A 17,063-nucleotide genomic window follows, 5' to 3' on the forward strand; every position below is an offset into this window, starting at 1 on the left:
ATTACTTATATAAACTTACAGTTACGGATAACAACCATGCTAAATCTCGTACCTAAAGAGATTGCTATCGGAGAAATTTATTTTCCGCCTCTTCTGATTTCAGGTTTTATTGCCATTATTTGTACCTCTTTAACTGTGCGTATTTTTAATACAGTTAAATGGTATCGATATGTATCAAACCCTCCATTAGTTGAGTTATCGATTGCAGTTATTTACACCGTACTTATTAGTACGTTTATTTTCCCGTCATAATGATTTCAAGCGATATTAAGAAATCGTTAAAATATTCTGTGGTCAATTGAATATAATAGAGATAACCATGTTTAAACGCCTATTTATTACGAGTAGTTTCGTCATTGTTGCGCTTGCTGCGATTGGTTGGAAATACCAACAATATATTATAAATCCGTGGACACGAGATGGCTTGGTTCGTGCTCAGATTGTACAAATTACTCCGCGCGTTACCGGTCCAATTATTGCTTTAAATATAAAAGATAATAGTGAAGTAAAAAAAGGCAAAGTGCTTTTTGTTATCGATCCTCGACCTTATAAAATAGCAGTAGAAAAAGCCAAAGGTAGCTTGGATCAGGCAAAAGCACAATTGCAACGTACACAAGATGAAGCGACGCGTGAGCGTGAATTAATACACCGCCAACCGGGCGCAATTTCTGAGATGACATTAGTGCAACAGAAAATTGCAGTAACCCTGGCTAAAGCCGGCGTTGAAGCTGCTCAGGCCGCATATGATCAAAGTAAATTAGATTTAAGTTTTACCAAGGTTACGGCACCTGTTGATGGTTATATTACTAATCTGAATCTAAATATTGGTACTCAAGTAGTTGCTAACCAACCTGTAGTTGCTCTTATTGATAAGCATAGTTTTTGGATTGAAGGCTTTTTTAAAGAAACGGATATTAAAGATGTCGCTGCTGGCGATAAAGCGACAGTGACATTAATGGCATATGGCGACCAATCTTTAAAAGGTGTTGTCGAAAGTATTGGTTATGGTATTGCTCACCAAAACGGTAGTACTGGGCTTTCTTTGTTGCCAAATGTGAGTCCAACCTTTCAATGGATCCGTTTAGCTCAACGTATTCCAGTTCAAATTCGTTTAGATCATATTCCTGATGACATTCAATTTCGTATAGGTTCATCGGCTTCTATTGTTATTCATAAAAAACAACAAAGTCAGAGTTTAATTAAAATGGTTAAGGAAATGATATGACGGCAAGACGCTGGGTAATGCCATTAAAAGTTGCTACAGCTTTAACGCTATCCATCGTCATAGCTTTAGCTTTGGGGTGGAATAAGCCTTATTGGGCCGCTTTCGCAGTGATCGTAATGGCTGCAACGGAAACCAATGGACACTCTTTAAAAAAAGGTCGCCACCGAATTATTGGCACATTTGCTGGCGTTATTATTGCTTTTGTTTTAGTTGATTTATTTGCTCAGCATCCGTTGGCTTTATTACTGGCTTATTCTTTGATTATTGCCGTTTGTATTTATCAACAGACGAATCCTAAAAATGGTTATGCGTGGACCATTGGGGTGATGGTGTCATGCATAATTATTGTGATGGGAAAATTATCAGCAGAACAAACTTTTAATATTGCGGCGCTTAGGCTTCAAGAGACTATTCTTGGTGTCATTTGCTTTAGTTTTGTTTTTAGTATTTTCAGTCCAGTATCAAGCCGCGTTGTATTGCTCAATACGTTATTAAATAATGCTAAGATTAAGCAGGAAAAGATAGAACAAGCGATTATAGATATTCAATCAAATGAAATGTTAAGCCGTAATGTTTCTTGGAGTGATAGCTTAAAATATTTAGCTCGTATCGATGATTTACTGCAAGCGGCGAAAAGTGATAGTTATCAAATAAACAGTGAGTTCCCTATATGGGAAACAATAAGAGATGAGCAAAATCAGTGGGTTCTACTTGGTGGACATTTATCTGAAGCGATTAATCTTATTGAAGAACGGTTTACTACAGAACAAAAGCAACAGTTAATCGTAGCATTAACAGCGCTCAAAAATAGATATGAAAATACAATTACATTATTAACTTATGTCGTTGAAAATCCACAAGCAACCAATAGTTGTATTCGCCAGCATATGGCTGCAAATACCTTATTAGTGGCCCATTTTTCATTACCATCATTGCTTAATCATGAAAAGTCATATCATGGCGCATTAATGATGTTGGCACAAAACTTAGTGAAGATGGATGCGCTACAAGCGTCGATATACCAACATTTAACTCAAGCAATTTTGAGTGAAAGTCCATCAAAGATAAAAATAACGAAGAAAGCGCCATCTGCTTTGTTTAATATTTCTTTAGATTCAGAACGGCTTATTAATGCTTTTAAGATCCTCGTTATTTTTTGGATAAGTGTTGGATTGTGGCTTTTTATTCCCATGCAAGGGGGAGTAATGATAGTCATGTTTAGTCTTATTTTTGGCAGTGTTGCTTTATCGTTACCTTTTGTGAGTCCTCGTTATATATTAATGCACATGATTGTTTGGTCTGTTTTAGCATTATTGCAATATATATTTATCCTGCCTCACTTGAGCCAAATTTGGCAATTAGGATTATTTTATTTTATTAATGTTTTCGTTCTTTGGTTTTATTTTAATCAACCTCAACAAGTATTCCATCGGCTATTAGGCTGTCAAAACCTGATGTTAATGACAACCAGTGCAATTCAATTAGTGCCGACGTATAGTGTAGAGACCTCATTGTTAACTATTACGCTACTCTCGATAGGTTTATTAGTTATTTTTTGGGTTTATAATGGAGTTTATTCAAGCCAGCCTGAATATGTGTTTTTACGACAACTCAGTCAATTTCGAATTCGGTTACATTTTGGATTAAAAAAACTGGCTGACAAAAAGTCAAATAAACTGTTTTCATTGCGTATATCAACACCAGTACAAGCAGTTTCACTTGCCGAAATGGCGAGTACAAAAATCGACTGGACAAACTATGAACAGGTCGATAAAAAACAGGTAACTACATTACTTAATTTGGGTTATCGGTCGTGCTTTTATTATCGGTCATTTACAGATAGCTATGAGCAATGGCAAGTAACGCAATACAATGAAAGTATTAATCTATTTATTGTTGAGTGTCTTCAGGAACTTATTGCGATCACTGGGGTTACGATGATCTGTGAAAATATGTCAACACTACATGCCTCTAAGTTAACTGCTTTACAGGATAAATTATCGGACTATCAAGGTAAATTACCGTCACCATATGGCCAATTTACTCAAGATCAAAGGGATAAAACGTATCAATTAATCACATCTCTTTTATTGTTTATTCAGTCTCTCGACGATGTGAATCAACAAGTATCAAAGCAGTCTTTATATCAATTAAAATTTACGCCATTTGCGTTATAAGGGGTACTTATTCGTTATTGCCTGTCATAAAAAATGGCTAATAAAATAAGTGCTGCAATATAAAAAGCCCACTGAGAATATATTATCAGTGGGCTTTGTTTGTAGATGACGTTGTGACAATGATTAAGCGTACATAGGGACTAATATCATCGTGCCAATAATCACGGTAACGAGGCCACAAATAACAGGAACTACCGTACGCTTAACAACTTCAAATGGGCTGATTTGTGCCATACCTGATGTTGCAACAATAACACCGGAAACAGGAGAGATCGTACGACCTAAGTTTGATGCCTGTAGCATTGGAATAATTAAGAATGCAGGGCTTAAACCAAGTTTAATGGCTAACTGCGGTGCTAATTCAACAAAGGCATAGAATGGTGCGTTACCTGAACCTGTTGCAATTGCTGCAGCAACAGTTAATGCTGTTAATAATAGCATCAGTGCCACGCCGCCTGCGCCTGCTTTATCAGCAAGAGCTAGTAGGTTATCAATCGCTCCAATCGACATTAAGCCTTGAGCAAATACACCTGCAGCAACCAATAACATTACCACGCCTTTGAAAGCATCGCCCATACCTGCGTAACAAGCTTCAAGGTTTTCAAGGGTTTCCTTGCCATTAAAACGACTTGTTAGGAAATCGACAACAGCGCCAATAGCAATTGAAAGTACTACGATAGTGTAGATGTCTAATTTCAGACCTGGAATGGTTTCACCATTAAACAGGAAAACACCAACAATAGGTAAGAAGGGTAAAATAGCGTAATAAGCGGGTGCTTTTACTTCTATTTCAGATATATCCAACTTTTCCATCGGGGTGTTGTTTTTCTTATCAAGGTATTTGTTCCAGAAAAAGGCAGCAACTGACATCACGATAATGGCACAAATAGAAACAGGTAATACCGTTTCTACAGCAAAAACATGTAACGGTAAGCCTGATTTTTCAGCTGCTACAATTACATCACCAGAGGTTGGCGATAGGATGATAGCTGCTGGTGATGCACATACTGCTGCCGCTGCGGGACGAGAAATACCCATTGCGGTCATCATTGGGAATAAGGTTGCCATTAATAGCACCCCAAGACCTGTCGCAGAGCTCACAGCTAATGACATTAAACATGCAACAATATAAGCCGCAACTAATAGAACATAAGGTGATTTAATAAAAGAAAGAGGTTTTGAAAATTGTTTTACTACAACGTTGTTTGCGCCGATATGTGTCATGTACGTTGCAAAGCCGCATAGCAACATAATTTGCAGACCTAAACCACCATTACGGTATTGCAGCATGTACTTGACATATTCAAGAGAATCCGTCAGTAAATTACCGGTTGATGTAACAGCTTTTGGTAATACAGTATGGCCTAAAAATCCTGCTAAAATTAATAAAAGAATACCAGCAACAAGCAGTACACCTGCGGCTTTATATCCTTTTACTATGTAATAACCAACAGCGATGGTGATCACCAAACCAATTAATAATTCCGTCATGGAAATTCCTTTTCTTAAATCAAAAAATGTGTATTTATTACATTTATCTGCATGTTTTACATAAATTACGTGCGTAATGTAGCGAAAAAAAGGTTTGTGAACGACTGTTAACCGATCAATATATGATCTCATCCATATTTTTATTGATAATGTTAATGGTTTGGTTTGGTTTTTAAATAAAAACTAGCAGTTAACTGTTTTTTATCTGTTAAATTTAGCTAAGTAAGTTGCATTTTTTTTGCATTTATCTAGCTATTATTGGCATTGTTGCTTTACATATTCAATGAAAGCTCTATCGGCAAGAGATAGATACCCTTGTTTGCGCCATGCCATTGCAAGGTCTAATTGGATGGGGTCTGAAAAGGGGATAGGAATAAGGTGCGGTTCGTGATCTGTGACTAATTCAAGCAAAGCTGTAATTGCAAAATCATGACGTACAATTTGCAAAATCATTGGTAATAAATTGGTTTCAAATGAAATTTTAGGCGTTAAATTATGCTGTTCGCAAACATGATCTAACATTTCACGATGGAAATAACCTGACTTAAATGCGACTAATTCTTGTCCAAAAAAATCATCAAAACTTAGGCTTTTTTTCGCAGCAAAGTTATGTTGTTCACTGACGACAGCGACCATTTGTGAACGTAAAAGATGCTCGATAGCTAAAGTTGCAGGGACGTCATAATTAATAATAACCCCTAAATCTAAGTCACCTTCAATTAGCATTTGTCGAATGGATTGCGTTCCTGCTTCAACAATGGTCAATTTTAAATTTGGATAGTGACTTTTAAACCCCATCAATATTTGAGGGAAAAAATACGATCCCAACATACTGGGTACACCGAGTCTGACTTCTCCTTTTTCGAGCCCACGTAACTCTTTCATTGCGAGTGTTGCGTCATCTATTTTTTGTAGAATTTGTTTCGCATGTACCAGTAATACTTCACCTTCTTGAGTCAACATAACTTTACGTTCATTACGATAAAACAACGTTAGGTCTAATTGTTGTTCTAATTTTTTTATAGCGACGCTTAGAGCAGGTTGCGCAATATGTAATTGTTCAGCTGCGCGAGTAAAGTTTTTAGTTGTGGCTAATTGTGTGAAATAAGTCAGTAAACGAGTATCCATAGCTATAGTCTTTAGTTATCACAGTGATATTAATTATATATTTTATTTATTATGGCGCTGTTGCTATCGTCTTGTCACGTTATGTTTAGTCATATGAAATATAACATTGTGGTGTTAATGATGTTGCGTACTAAACATGGATCTTTTTTGATGGTGAAATCATGATAGAAACAAATACATTGGCCTATAAGAAAACCAGTTTTGCATTGGCGTTGGGCTCTTTTATCGTATTTTGTAATTTGTATTTGTTCCAGCCGATGTTGCCATTAATGGCAACCGAGTTTTCAGTTTCAGCAACACAAATTAATTGGGTATTAGCGGCGACCACATTAATGTTAGCGGTATGTCTTATTCCGTGGGCAATTGCATCTGAAATTGTTGGACGACGTATTATTATGGTGATCAGTTTATTGCTGATGCCCATTGTCGGTATTGCAATGATGTTCACTCATGATTTGTTTGCACTCACCATAGCTAGGGCTGTTATGGGCATATCTGTTGCAGGCTATGTTGCCGTTGCTGTTGCTTATATGGCGGAAGAATTTAGCCCCAAAGCTTTAATGTTAGCAGTCGGTGCCTACATTAGTGCTAATTCATTAGGTGGAATAGCGGGGCGATTATATGGCGGTATTATTGGGGAACAGTTAGGTTGGCATTGGGCTGTATTGGGTATGGCAGCAATGAGCTTAATTGGGGCGCTTATTGTGATTAAATTATTGCCGCCGCAACAACATTTTATTCACCATCACCACCGTATTAGTATTCATGCTTATCAAGTGGTCGCGCATATTAAACAACCGATATTATGGTTGGCGATGCTCATTGGTGGGGTTAATTTTGCGTTATTTGTTAATCTTTATTCAGTTACGGGTTTTAGATTAGTTGCAGCACCGTTTAATTTACCTTTAAGTTGGGCATCGTTAATCTTCCTTTGTTATCTCAGTGGTACCATAACATCGCGTTTGAGTGGGCGTTGGGCGAGTAAATATAGCCCATTATCAGGTATGATTTTGGGCGGGATTTTAAGTTTAGCAGGTATGTGGCTTGGGTTAGTTGAATCACGTATTACAATATTTATTAGCTTATTATTATTAAGCTCTGGTGCATTTTTTACTCATTCATTAGCTTATGCTTGGGTAAGTCAGCATGCCAAAGTTGCGAAGGCAACCGCCACTGCGTTGTATTTAGTCCACTATTACATTGGTGGCAGTTTAGGCGGTTTCTTCTTGATATATTGTTGGCTACATGGTGGTTGGGAGACCGTTGTGATTGGTGGCTCTTTGTTATATATGCTGATGTTTGTTTGTTGTGGACTATTAATTAAAGCGAAACAGCAGTCTGTTTTAGAATTGCAGCCGAATTAATAACAATCAATCAATACTGATAATCAATTTATAATGGCTGCTTTCGCCTCGACGAGCAAAGGCTCTGTATTGACCAATACGGACACTGTATTTACCGCTGTAGGGTAGTATATATTCGCCTTTGTCATTAAGATTAGCTGAAAATGGGGTTAAATCGGCAAGTCTCTCAAGTTTTTCGTCTAAGAGTACTACCCATAATTTGGTGCTTTTGGTCTCGAGAGTAACGTTTAAATGCTGGCCTTTTTGGGCATAAAAAATATAGTTATTGACATCATAGCCCGTTGTTGTTGCGACATATTCACCGTTGGTGGCCTCTGTTTTAAAGTGGATCGTTTCATGGCTATCTGCGGCAATGGCCATAAACGAACAACAACTTAAAATGAGAGTGACAAAAAGTAATCCTAGTTGCTTGATGTATAACATAATATGACTTCTTATATTTTTGATGAACTGATCCCGAATTAACCCTTGATAAAAATAAAAGTACGCAGTATTTAATCGGGGGAAATACTGCGTATATGATTAGTATTATCAAAAATAGAAGATTGGTAAAGTCATGTTTAATCAGCAAGCGCCATTGCAAGCAAACTGATCGGGTGGATCGTGGTTAAATTTGCATTTTCTTCAATTTGCCATTTACAGGTTTCACAATCAGTGATCGCATAGTCAGCGTTGGCATGGCGTATTTTTTGGAATAAATCTTCACCAATTCTCATTGAAGTATCGTAGTTTTCAGTTTTAAAACCATAAGTACCCGCTAGTCCACAGCACTGACTATCTAAAACTTCAAGCTCTAGTCCTGGAATCATTTTAAGTAGTTCAATGGTATATAAACTACCGCCAGTACGTTCAAGGTGACAGGGTGTGTGATAAACCACTTTTTTATTAATAGGCTTTAGTTTAGGAGTATTACCATTCATAAAGGCTTTAAGTAGAAAACGAGTAACATACTCAATGCGATCGGCCACTTTTGCATTATCAATTTTTAATACATGTGGATATTCTTCACGCAAAGTAAAGGCACATGTTGAAGACGTTGAAACAATAGTTGAGTTATACTTTTCAACAACAGCTTCAAAACTTTGAGTATTAAGTAGTGCGTTTTTCTTTGCTTTATCGAAGAATCCATTAGCAATTAATGGTACGCCGCAACATTTCTCTTTATCCAATAACTGCACGCCAATATTCATTGCATTCATGACTTTTACAAAATCTTGGCCTAGCAGTGGATTATTATAATTGACATAACAACCGTGAAAGTAATGTACTTGTTGTGGATAGTGGGTTTGATTCGAACAGTGCTTTTTATACCATTGGCGGAATGTGCCATGAGAATATTTAGGTAATGTTTTATGATCATGAACGCCTATGGTTTTATGCATGATCTTTTTAACGGGTTTCATGCCTGTAATCGCATTAACAATAGGCGCAAAAGGGGTTGCTACAGAACCCATTAAATCAGTATGACTTAACACGAAATCTCGAATTGTTTTAATATTGAGGTCATGTTTAGCGTGTTTACTACGTGCAACGGCAATCATGTCGCCTATCTTTACTCCTGAAGGACAAGTGGTTTCACAACGTTTACAGTTAGTGCATAACTTAAGCATATCATCATAAAATTCAGCACTTTTAATCCGCAATCGTTCACCATCAGGCCCGCACTGTTTAGGACCTGGATAATTAGGGTTTGCTTTAGCAACAGGGCAATAAACGGTACATACGGTGCATTTAATGCATTGGTCAAAACTGGTATCTTGCTTGAGCATTAGATATTGCCCTCTGCTAATGATGGAAAAATTGCGGTTGAGCTGTGTTTATCGTGTAAGGCGATCATTGATTGGGCTGCATAAAAGCCAGTGCTTATAGCAACACCACTGCCACTGCCTTCAAAGATCGGATTGTAATGCGCTAAAATAGCCCCTGCACAGTAAAGATTAGTTATAACCTTACCGTTAAGACTGGGTTGTAATTGTTGATTAGTTTCAACCCCCATTCCTAGAAATTGATGCGGTTGGTTACTGAAGAACTGTGGTTGATACCAGTGCTGGTGGTTAGTTGATATTAATGGTGCAATGTCTAGTCCAAAAATGGCTTCTTCAATATGATGACGTTCAGCGTGTAAACCACGGCTAAAGAAACTGCCACTAGCGAGTAAATAGTGATTAGCAGTTAATGGCATATCGCCATGGTGACGAGTAAAGATACGTTTTAATTGGTTATTTTCAAACTCGCCATGAGTGACTTCATCTCCCGCAAGAATCAGTCCACCTAAGGATTTATAGTAGCTTTTCATCGCGTCTTCTAAACGAATACCAAGTAATGATGGCGGCATTGTTGGAATTTCACATAGGGTGTAACCTGTTAATTTTTCCAGCTTTTTAATGAGTTTAATACCTGTTCCGTTACCAAATACGGCAGGAAGAACCACTAAATCAGCTTCACCAATGGTATTTTTCATTGCTAAGGCAAAATGTTGTAGTTTATTGTCATCAGCTAAAACACGAGAAATATCAATCGAACGGTATTCACACGGATTACGTTGCATTAATTCTGCTTCAGGTAATGCAATAGCGGCAGTAGCTATGTTGACATTAGCAAAGTGGGGCAGTAGACGTAAATTATCAGCAGCTAATTGAGGCTGAAAATCACGGAAACCATCAATAGTTACCAATGCCAAGTTACGTAATGATTTAGCTGGATCAAACATCGGAAAAGGATGGACCGTTGATTGTGATAACCACGTTGCTTTAAATGTTCCCATTGGTGTAATGCGTAAATGATTACAATCATCAGTTTGGTGATGTAGTTTAATACCAATATTTGCCATTGTTTGTTGGTACCAATCAATCGCTTGACGAGTAACATCAAGTCCTAACTTACTGTAAGGATGCTGTGGCGATTGATGGGATAAAGTATCAAATTCATCAAATGGGTAATGTGTTGTTGTGCCATTAGGTAAACGGCTTAACACATCAATAGAGCCTGAAGAAAAATGGAGTGCACTTTGACCCGCCGCAATAACGGCTGTTTTGAGTCCAGCTTGAGCACAACGGATAGCGCAGGTTAAGCCAGCAACACCACCACCAATAATTATATTATCAAATTTCATTATTTTTCCTTACAATGTGGATGGTCAGTGTTAATTGAGCTAGAGACAGGAGGAATATCACTCACACCAAAGAGACCTTCATAGATCCAATAAGAGAATTCCCCTTCACGCAGAGCATCTCCCCAAAAAACAGGTTTGATACCTTTCCAACGTTCTTCAAGAAAATCACTGAGAATATGGCTGGCATGGTTACCATCAGTATTACCGTATTCAGCAAATAAACCGGCAGCACGATAAGAACATAATTCACCTTGGCAAGGGCCCATACCGACACGAGTGCGGCGGCGTAAATCGACTAAATTATGCACATCCAGTTGCTTGATAGCATATTCAACTTCACCGCAAGTCACCATTTCACACTCACAAATAATGGCTTGGCTTTTTTTACTATCAGTTAAAAATTGCTCAGCACGCTCACCATGGCGGTAGTAAGCAGATTGGTAAACTGGTTTAGCTAAACTGGCGGTGTGCTTTATCGTTTTAGGTTGTTCTGAACCTGGTAATGGTTGTTGATGAGTAATACAAGGGGTGGTGTTACCCAGTTTTTTAGCCACAAGATCGGTAGTCCATTCTGCCATCATGCGGTAAGTCATTAACTTACCGCCGGTGATAGTAATAAATCCGTCCATGCTATCGCGTTCAGCGTGATCTAATAACACAATTCCACGGCTAATATTACGACCGCTAGTATCACCATCAACAGCAACTAATGGGCGAACGCCAGCATAGGCTCGTAATACACGGGTATTGGCCATGATTGGCGCAAGTTTTGCCCCTTCTTTTAAGAGAATATCAATTTCTTTGCTAGTGACATGCAAGTCATCAATATCTTTATAATCAATGCGTTCAGATGTTGTACCTATTAATGAGATGGTATCGCCAGGAACTAAAATATCGGCATCAGAAGGTTTGCGGCAACGGTTGATCACTAAGTTATTAATTCGATAATCTAAGATCAATAATGATCCTTTGGCTGGGAACATGGTGATATTAAGATCACCATATTGGCATATTTGTTGTCCCCAAATCCCAGCGGCATTAATCACTTGTTGGGCTCTGATTTCAAAGTGGGTATTAGTTTTTAAATTTAAACATTTAACCCCTTTAACGACACCATTTTCTTGAATAAGGGCGGTGACAAAAGTGTGATTAAAAAGTTGTGCGCCATGTTCTATAGCATCAAGTGCGTTAGAAGAAGCTAAACGAAAGGGATCAATCGTACCATCGGGGACTTTTACTGCGCCTATAAGCTGTGGATTACAGTTAGGTTCTAGTCTTAATGCTTGCTGCGGCGTTAATTGTTCAACGTCAATATCGGCATTTTGGCAGGCGCTAATAAATTGTTGTTGAAATTGCAAATCATCATCGGGTAGAGAAATAAATAGCCCTTGCGTATCTTCAACACAATGGCGGGCAATATTTTTAAGGATACGGTTTTCAATGATGCACTCTTTGGCTGATTCTGGATCTGTTACTGCATAGCGCGCACCAGAGTGAAGTAAGCCATGGTTGCGACCTGTTGTTCCAGAGGCTAAATCGTCTTTTTCAATTAAGATACATTTGATACCACGCAGGGCGCAGTCACGCATAATTCCTGTTCCTGTTGCGCCACCACCGATGATCACAACCTCTGTTTCTAACCAAGTCGTCATGTTCGTTTCGCTTATCGTTATTGAATTTATTATTAGCGTTGATAACGCCCACTATTTTAATAGGGTTAATATGCCATTAAATTACATAACGTTTGGTGAGCGATCGCACATAAATGAGCGAACGAACATTTTTGCGTTCCTTTTTGTTCATTGTAGTGTCGTTTTGATAATATAAAGTCTTGGTTGGCATAAGTTGCGAATCAATTTATGGAGGTTAATTGTTAATAGAAAGCTCTCATTCGCATCTTGCTGTGACTTGAGTATAATTGTGCTCCTTTTCTTTTAATTGATGCTTATTATGATCGGCTATCTCGCATTTTTAATTCCAGCACTGCTTGGCGCTCAATGTATTCTTACGTTAGTACTCACTAAAGGGGAAATTTGCCCTGGTCAACGAGGTCGAGTGCATAAAATGCTACCAGTATTACTTATTGGGTGGTTACTCGCTGCCATTAGTCAAGCATGGGCAGTACTGCCTTTATTGAGCTTGTTATTCTTTACCGTCAAAGTGAAAACCAGTAAAACGCGAGATTCAGGACCATTAAAGGCACTTTATGGATCTGATTTACTGGGGCTGGTTAGTTGGATTTTTATATTTCCAATGATGGACATGCCCGAAGTGTTGCTTAGTTTAGTGGCAACTGCATTGTATGGTAGTTTACTTGCTCATGTTTTATTGACGTTCTCTCGTACACGTTTACAGGCTTTTCACCGTATTTTACCGTTTGTTGGCTTTATTAGCGCTATCGTTTCAGTGTTGCTATTAGTGTGGAAAGTGATTTTTATGGGAGAGGCGGCAACAGCACCTTATACCGTTGAGATTATTATTTCATTATTATGTTTAGTCGCTGCAATGCTGGTGTGGTCAGGGCATATTTTATTACATAAAACTGTCAATAAATGGCAGTTATTAGTCGCAGCAGCGTTACTTACATTTTCTGCGATTATGCAATTAACATTATTCTAATACTTTAATTATAAGTGTTATGAGCCTTTATCTTGGTTGAGGTAAGGGCTTTTTTTATCTGTTATTGATGGAAAGGAGAAAGAGAGATAAGTCGTCTATGCTTAATAAAATAGAGCAAAGGTTGGCTGTGATCATTAAGCCGTAAGGGGGAATAATGGAAATCAATAATTTACTTGGTATGGATACTCATATTGTTATCGGTATCGTTAATGAGCGGTTACGACTAGAGTGTCATTCAATGGCAGAATTAGCTTCTCGCTATGAATTAAGTGAAACAGAGCTTTCTGACAAAATGGCTCAACAAGGTTATCACTATGATCCATTGAATAATCAGTTCAAATAAATAGCACTGGAATTTATGCAAGGTATTAAACAGTTTTAATACCTTGCAGATGCTGCTGGCACTGTTGTTTAGCCGTTGCAAAAAAAGCATTTAGATAATGATGTTTGTGTTCTGAAGCTCGCACTGCAGCAAATAAACGTCGCCACAATCCTTTACCTAATGGTTTACTGACTACTAACCCCTGTTGCACGAAATTATCAACAGCCCAATTAGGCAAGGCTGCGACCCCCATTCCTGCTGATACCATCTGAATTAACATTAAACTGTTGTCCGCTTGTTTCCATGATAATGGCTCAATACCTGCAGGGTGAAGGAAATGCTTAGCTATATCGAGTCGGTTACGTTGAATTGGATAACTGAGTACGGCTTGGTGAGCTAGATCAGCTGGAACAATATTTGATTTAGTGGCTAATGGTGACTGTGGGGCTACGATTAAACACATCTCAAAATCAAACAGCGGTTCATAATGAATATCATGGCGTGGCTGAATATCGGATGTGATCACTAAATCTAATTCGCCTTTTGCCAGAGCAGGAATAGGGGCAAAACTAAACCCTGACGAGAAATTAATATCCACATCTGGCCATAATCCTTGGTACTGTTTTAATGCGGGCATTAACCACTGAAAACAAGAATGGCACTCAATCGCCATCTGTAATCGACCAGCTGTTTGATGCCTTGTGTTGGCTAATTCTTGTTCTGCTGCTTGTATTGTTGGTAAAACATCGTCAGCTAAAGCTAAGAGTACTTTACCTTCTGCCGTAAAGCGTACTGGGCGTGTTTTGCGTAAAAAAAGCGGACTGCCTAAACGTTGTTCAAGATCTTTTAATTGATGAGACAGTGCTGATTGCGTTAAGCATAAACTATTAGCTGTTGCGGTGAGTGAGCCTGTTGTTCTGAGTACCGTTAATGTTTTTAGATGCTTAAGTTCAATCATATTCCATCCTTGAGTATTTACGGTATAAATTGATTGTTTTTTAATCTACGTTGTTAATGGATGGTTGTAAACATCTGGACGTCTAAATGTCCATTTTAATGATGGATTTTATGAATTACTAGTCTTTAAACGTGAAATTAATTCATGATCATTATGAGATAAATCACCTTGTTGTCAGTGTTGTTGTCCGTCACTGTGTTATTCAATCAATGTCATCTTAGCCATTGTTTTTATATGGATTTATAGTTGATAACATCTTTAATTGAAGGGATAAACAATGACAATAATATCAAATGAAACGGATACTGAAGTAAAAACGGTCACCCATATACTTGGATATCCAAGGGTCGGAAAACAGCGTGAATTAAAGTTTGCTCAAGAGCGTTATTGGCGAGGTGAGAGTGATCAAGCACAACTGAAACAGGTTGGAAATGATTTACGTCATCGTCATTGGAATGATCAAATTAAAGCCGGGCTTGATTATGTTGCTGTTGGAGATTTTGCTTGGTATGACCATGTATTAGGTACCAGCATGCTACTTGGTCATATTCCAACCCGCCATCAACAAGGTTTGCCTGATTTAGATACGTTGTTCAGTGTTGCGCGTGGAAAAGCACCAACCGGGTGCATCTGTGCCGCTGCTGATATGACAAAATGGTTTAACACTAACTATCATTATATCGTGCCTGAATTTACCGCAGACGATAGTTTTAATGTTAGTTGGCAACAGTTGTTTGAAGAAGTCGCTGAAGCAAAAAAAGCGGGTCATAATGTCAAACCTGTTTTATTAGGACCGGTCTCTTACTTATGGCTAGGAAAAGAAAAACAACAAGGATTTGATCGTTTAACATTATTACCGCGATTATTGACAGCGTATCAGCAAATATTAACTAAATTAATGGCTTTAGGCGTTGAGTGGGTACAGATTGATGAACCAGCATTAGCCCTTGAATTACCATATGAATGGGCGGCGAGTTTTAAACTAGCTTACCAAGTGTTACATGGTGGGCCTAAGTTATTATTGACGACGTATTTTGATGATATTAGTCACCAATTAGCCGTAATTTCACAGCTTAATGTTGATGGTTTACATATTGATTTATCAGCAGCACCTGCACAATTAGCCGCTGTAACTGCGGCGATTCCTGAGCATTGGGTATTATCTGCTGGAGTGATCAATGGGCGTAACGTATGGCGAGCTGATCTGGCTGAATGGCTGACGCATTTACAACCGATTAAACAACAATTAGGAGCGAATCTGTGGCTAGCGAGTTCATGTTCGTTATTACATTGCCCGATAGATGTAGACAGTGAAACTGAGCTTGATGCTGATGTCCGTCAATGGTTAGCATTTGCTAAACAAAAATGTGGCGAAATTACGTTGTTAGCACAAGCACTTGATGGCAATCTGGCAGCGATTGCAGAATGTGCAACTTACAGTTCTAGTATAAAAGATCGTTTGAGCAGTAAGCGAGTGAATAATCTGCAAGTACAGCAACGGACAGCAGCAATTACTCCTCAATTGGCTGAACGTGATCTTCCTTATTCTGAACGGGCAATTCAACAGCAACACGCATTGCAGTTGCCATTATTACCGACCACGACCATAGGGTCATTTCCACAAACAACGACGATTCGTAGTCAACGTAGTGATTTTAAATCAGGGCGGATCAGTGAATCTGATTATAACCAAGCATTAGAAATACATATTCAAGATGCCATTACTCGACAACATCGTCTAGGACTTGATGTTCTTGTTCATGGTGAAGCGGAGCGCAATGATATGGTGGAGTATTTTGCAGAACAATTAGAAGGTTTTGTCGTAACGCAATATGGATGGGTACAAAGCTATGGCTCCCGTTGTGTAAAACCTGCAATTATTGTGTCGGATATTTACCGTGCTCAACCGATAACGGTGAAATGGAGTCGATATGCGCAATCATTAACGACTCAACTGGTGAAAGGTATGCTGACCGGCCCTGTGACGATATTAGGTTGGACGTTTGCGCGTGAAGATTTACCACGTAAAGCGATAGCAAATCAAATTGCTTTATCCTTACGGGATGAAGTGGCTGATTTACAAGATGCCGGCATTAAAATCATTCAAATTGATGAACCTGCAATAAGAGAAGGGTTACCGCTAAAACAAAGCCAATGGCAAGAGTATCTTGATTGGGCTGTAAAAGCGTTTAAAATTTCAGCTGCGGGCGCTGGTTCGCAAACACAAATACATACTCATATGTGTTATAGCGAATTTAACCAGATCATTGCATCTGTTGCTGCGTTAGATGCTGATGTAATAACAATTGAAACATCACGTTCAGATATGGACTTACTCAAGGCGTTTGAAGCGTTTGCTTACCCCAATGAAATTGGCCCTGGCGTGTATGATATTCATTCACCTAATATTCCAGAGATTGATACGATCACGGCATTAATTAATAAAGCTGCGACATTAATTCCGATTGAGCGTTTATGGATCAATCCTGATTGTGGTTTAAAAACGCGAAATTGGACAGAAACTGAAGCCGCGCTCACGAATATGGTCACTGCGGCACATATTCTGCGTGAAAAGTATTACGAGGTCAGTGTTGCATAATCTGTGAATAATAAAAAAGCTGTTTACATAGATTTCTTTGTTATCGAAAGTATGTAAACAGCTCTTAT

At 38.4% G+C, this 17,063-nt stretch carries 14 protein-coding genes; 7 read left to right on the forward strand and 7 right to left on the reverse strand.

Annotated features, from left to right (window positions below):
- Window positions 1-36: 36 nt before the first annotated feature.
- The 3 genes from VXS03_RS15985 (at window position 37) to VXS03_RS15995 (ending at window position 3,402) form a co-directional block, all read left to right on the forward strand.
- Window positions 37-252, forward strand: a complete 216-nt coding sequence (locus VXS03_RS15985; RefSeq protein ID WP_087820767.1) for a DUF1656 domain-containing protein — start codon at window positions 37-39, stop codon at window positions 250-252.
- Window positions 253-319: 67 nt separating this feature from the next.
- Window positions 320-1,225 carry an HlyD family secretion protein gene (locus VXS03_RS15990; protein ID WP_327764891.1) on the forward strand — a complete coding sequence of 302 codons (906 nt, stop codon included), beginning with the start codon at window positions 320-322 and terminating at the stop codon, window positions 1,223-1,225.
- Window positions 1,222-3,402, forward strand: coding sequence for an FUSC family protein (locus VXS03_RS15995; RefSeq protein WP_327764892.1), 2,181 nt, complete (start codon window positions 1,222-1,224; stop codon window positions 3,400-3,402). The genes VXS03_RS15990 and VXS03_RS15995 overlap by 4 nt, the downstream gene beginning before the upstream one ends.
- 123 nt (window positions 3,403-3,525) lie before the next feature.
- Here VXS03_RS15995 and dcuC read toward each other — a convergent pair whose 3' ends face one another.
- The gene (gene dcuC / locus VXS03_RS16000; protein ID WP_327764893.1) at window positions 3,526-4,893 is read right to left on the reverse strand and encodes an anaerobic C4-dicarboxylate transporter DcuC; all 1,368 of its coding nucleotides are present in this window, start codon (window positions 4,891-4,893) and stop codon (window positions 3,526-3,528) included.
- A 255-nt stretch (window positions 4,894-5,148) separates the two neighbouring features.
- Window positions 5,149-6,021 (reverse strand): LysR family transcriptional regulator, encoded by an 873-nt coding sequence (locus VXS03_RS16005; RefSeq protein WP_327764894.1) that lies wholly within the window; start codon window positions 6,019-6,021, stop codon window positions 5,149-5,151.
- A 161-nt stretch (window positions 6,022-6,182) separates the two neighbouring features.
- Here VXS03_RS16005 and VXS03_RS16010 point away from each other — a divergent pair, with 161 nt between their 5' ends.
- Window positions 6,183-7,385 (forward strand): MFS transporter, encoded by a 1,203-nt coding sequence (locus VXS03_RS16010; protein WP_327764895.1) that lies wholly within the window; start codon window positions 6,183-6,185, stop codon window positions 7,383-7,385.
- Between the two features lie 6 nt (window positions 7,386-7,391).
- On the opposite strand, the gene VXS03_RS16015 is transcribed toward VXS03_RS16010, so the two are convergent.
- From VXS03_RS16015 to glpA, 4 genes are all read right to left on the reverse strand, one after another.
- Window positions 7,392-7,808 carry a hypothetical protein gene (locus VXS03_RS16015; protein WP_327764896.1) on the reverse strand — a complete coding sequence of 139 codons (417 nt, stop codon included), beginning with the start codon at window positions 7,806-7,808 and terminating at the stop codon, window positions 7,392-7,394.
- 137 nt (window positions 7,809-7,945) lie between these two features.
- Window positions 7,946-9,154, reverse strand: coding sequence for an anaerobic glycerol-3-phosphate dehydrogenase subunit GlpC (glpC, locus tag VXS03_RS16020; RefSeq protein WP_327764897.1), 1,209 nt, complete (start codon window positions 9,152-9,154; stop codon window positions 7,946-7,948).
- Window positions 9,154-10,497 (reverse strand): glycerol-3-phosphate dehydrogenase subunit GlpB, encoded by a 1,344-nt coding sequence (gene glpB, locus VXS03_RS16025; RefSeq protein ID WP_327764898.1) that lies wholly within the window; start codon window positions 10,495-10,497, stop codon window positions 9,154-9,156. Before glpB ends, glpC begins: the two co-directional genes overlap by 1 nt.
- Window positions 10,497-12,149, reverse strand: a complete 1,653-nt coding sequence (gene glpA / locus VXS03_RS16030; RefSeq protein ID WP_327764899.1) for an anaerobic glycerol-3-phosphate dehydrogenase subunit A — start codon at window positions 12,147-12,149, stop codon at window positions 10,497-10,499. Before glpA ends, glpB begins: the two co-directional genes overlap by 1 nt.
- A 298-nt stretch (window positions 12,150-12,447) precedes the next feature.
- Here glpA and VXS03_RS16035 point away from each other — a divergent pair, with 298 nt between their 5' ends.
- A complete protein-coding gene (locus VXS03_RS16035) occupies window positions 12,448-13,116 on the forward strand; it encodes a hypothetical protein (RefSeq protein ID WP_327764900.1) in 669 nt (222 codons plus the stop codon).
- 154 nt (window positions 13,117-13,270) lie between these two features.
- Entirely contained in the window at window positions 13,271-13,459 is a 189-nt protein-coding gene (locus tag VXS03_RS16040) for a DUF4250 domain-containing protein (RefSeq protein WP_327764901.1), read from the forward strand.
- Window positions 13,460-13,484: 25 nt separating this feature from the next.
- Here VXS03_RS16040 and metR read toward each other — a convergent pair whose 3' ends face one another.
- On the reverse strand, window positions 13,485-14,396 hold the full coding sequence (gene metR / locus VXS03_RS16045) for an HTH-type transcriptional regulator MetR (RefSeq protein WP_327764902.1): 912 nt from the start codon (window positions 14,394-14,396) through the stop codon (window positions 13,485-13,487).
- Between the two features lie 277 nt (window positions 14,397-14,673).
- Between metR and metE the strand changes: the two genes are divergently transcribed.
- Complete coding sequence (gene metE, locus VXS03_RS16050) at window positions 14,674-16,995, forward strand: 5-methyltetrahydropteroyltriglutamate--homocysteine S-methyltransferase (RefSeq protein ID WP_327764903.1); 2,322 nt, start codon at window positions 14,674-14,676, stop codon at window positions 16,993-16,995.
- Window positions 16,996-17,063 lie beyond the last annotated feature (68 nt).

Origin of the sequence: Photobacterium sp. S4TG1 (genome assembly GCF_036040035.1) — a bacterium.
Classification (GTDB): Bacteria; Pseudomonadota; Gammaproteobacteria; order Enterobacterales; family Vibrionaceae; genus Photobacterium.

Excerpts from the sequence above, each read along its gene's own strand:
- VXS03_RS15985 (WP_087820767.1), top strand. The coding sequence starts at position 37 with ATGCTAAATCTCGTACCTAAAGAGATTGCTATCGGAGAAATTTATTTT.
- VXS03_RS15990 (WP_327764891.1), top strand. The coding sequence starts at position 320 with ATGTTTAAACGCCTATTTATTACGAGTAGTTTCGTCATTGTTGCGCTT.
- VXS03_RS15995 (WP_327764892.1), top strand. The coding sequence starts at position 1,222 with ATGACGGCAAGACGCTGGGTAATGCCATTAAAAGTTGCTACAGCTTTA.
- dcuC (WP_327764893.1), bottom strand. The coding sequence starts at position 4,893 with ATGACGGAATTATTAATTGGTTTGGTGATCACCATCGCTGTTGGTTAT.
- VXS03_RS16005 (WP_327764894.1), bottom strand. The coding sequence starts at position 6,021 with ATGGATACTCGTTTACTGACTTATTTCACACAATTAGCCACAACTAAA.
- VXS03_RS16010 (WP_327764895.1), top strand. The coding sequence starts at position 6,183 with ATGATAGAAACAAATACATTGGCCTATAAGAAAACCAGTTTTGCATTG.
- VXS03_RS16015 (WP_327764896.1), bottom strand. The coding sequence starts at position 7,808 with ATGTTATACATCAAGCAACTAGGATTACTTTTTGTCACTCTCATTTTA.
- glpC (WP_327764897.1), bottom strand. The coding sequence starts at position 9,154 with ATGCTCAAGCAAGATACCAGTTTTGACCAATGCATTAAATGCACCGTA.
- glpB (WP_327764898.1), bottom strand. The coding sequence starts at position 10,497 with ATGAAATTTGATAATATAATTATTGGTGGTGGTGTTGCTGGCTTAACC.
- glpA (WP_327764899.1), bottom strand. The coding sequence starts at position 12,149 with ATGACGACTTGGTTAGAAACAGAGGTTGTGATCATCGGTGGTGGCGCA.
- VXS03_RS16035 (WP_327764900.1), top strand. The coding sequence starts at position 12,448 with ATGATCGGCTATCTCGCATTTTTAATTCCAGCACTGCTTGGCGCTCAA.
- VXS03_RS16040 (WP_327764901.1), top strand. The coding sequence starts at position 13,271 with ATGGAAATCAATAATTTACTTGGTATGGATACTCATATTGTTATCGGT.
- metR (WP_327764902.1), bottom strand. The coding sequence starts at position 14,396 with ATGATTGAACTTAAGCATCTAAAAACATTAACGGTACTCAGAACAACA.
- metE (WP_327764903.1), top strand. The coding sequence starts at position 14,674 with ATGACAATAATATCAAATGAAACGGATACTGAAGTAAAAACGGTCACC.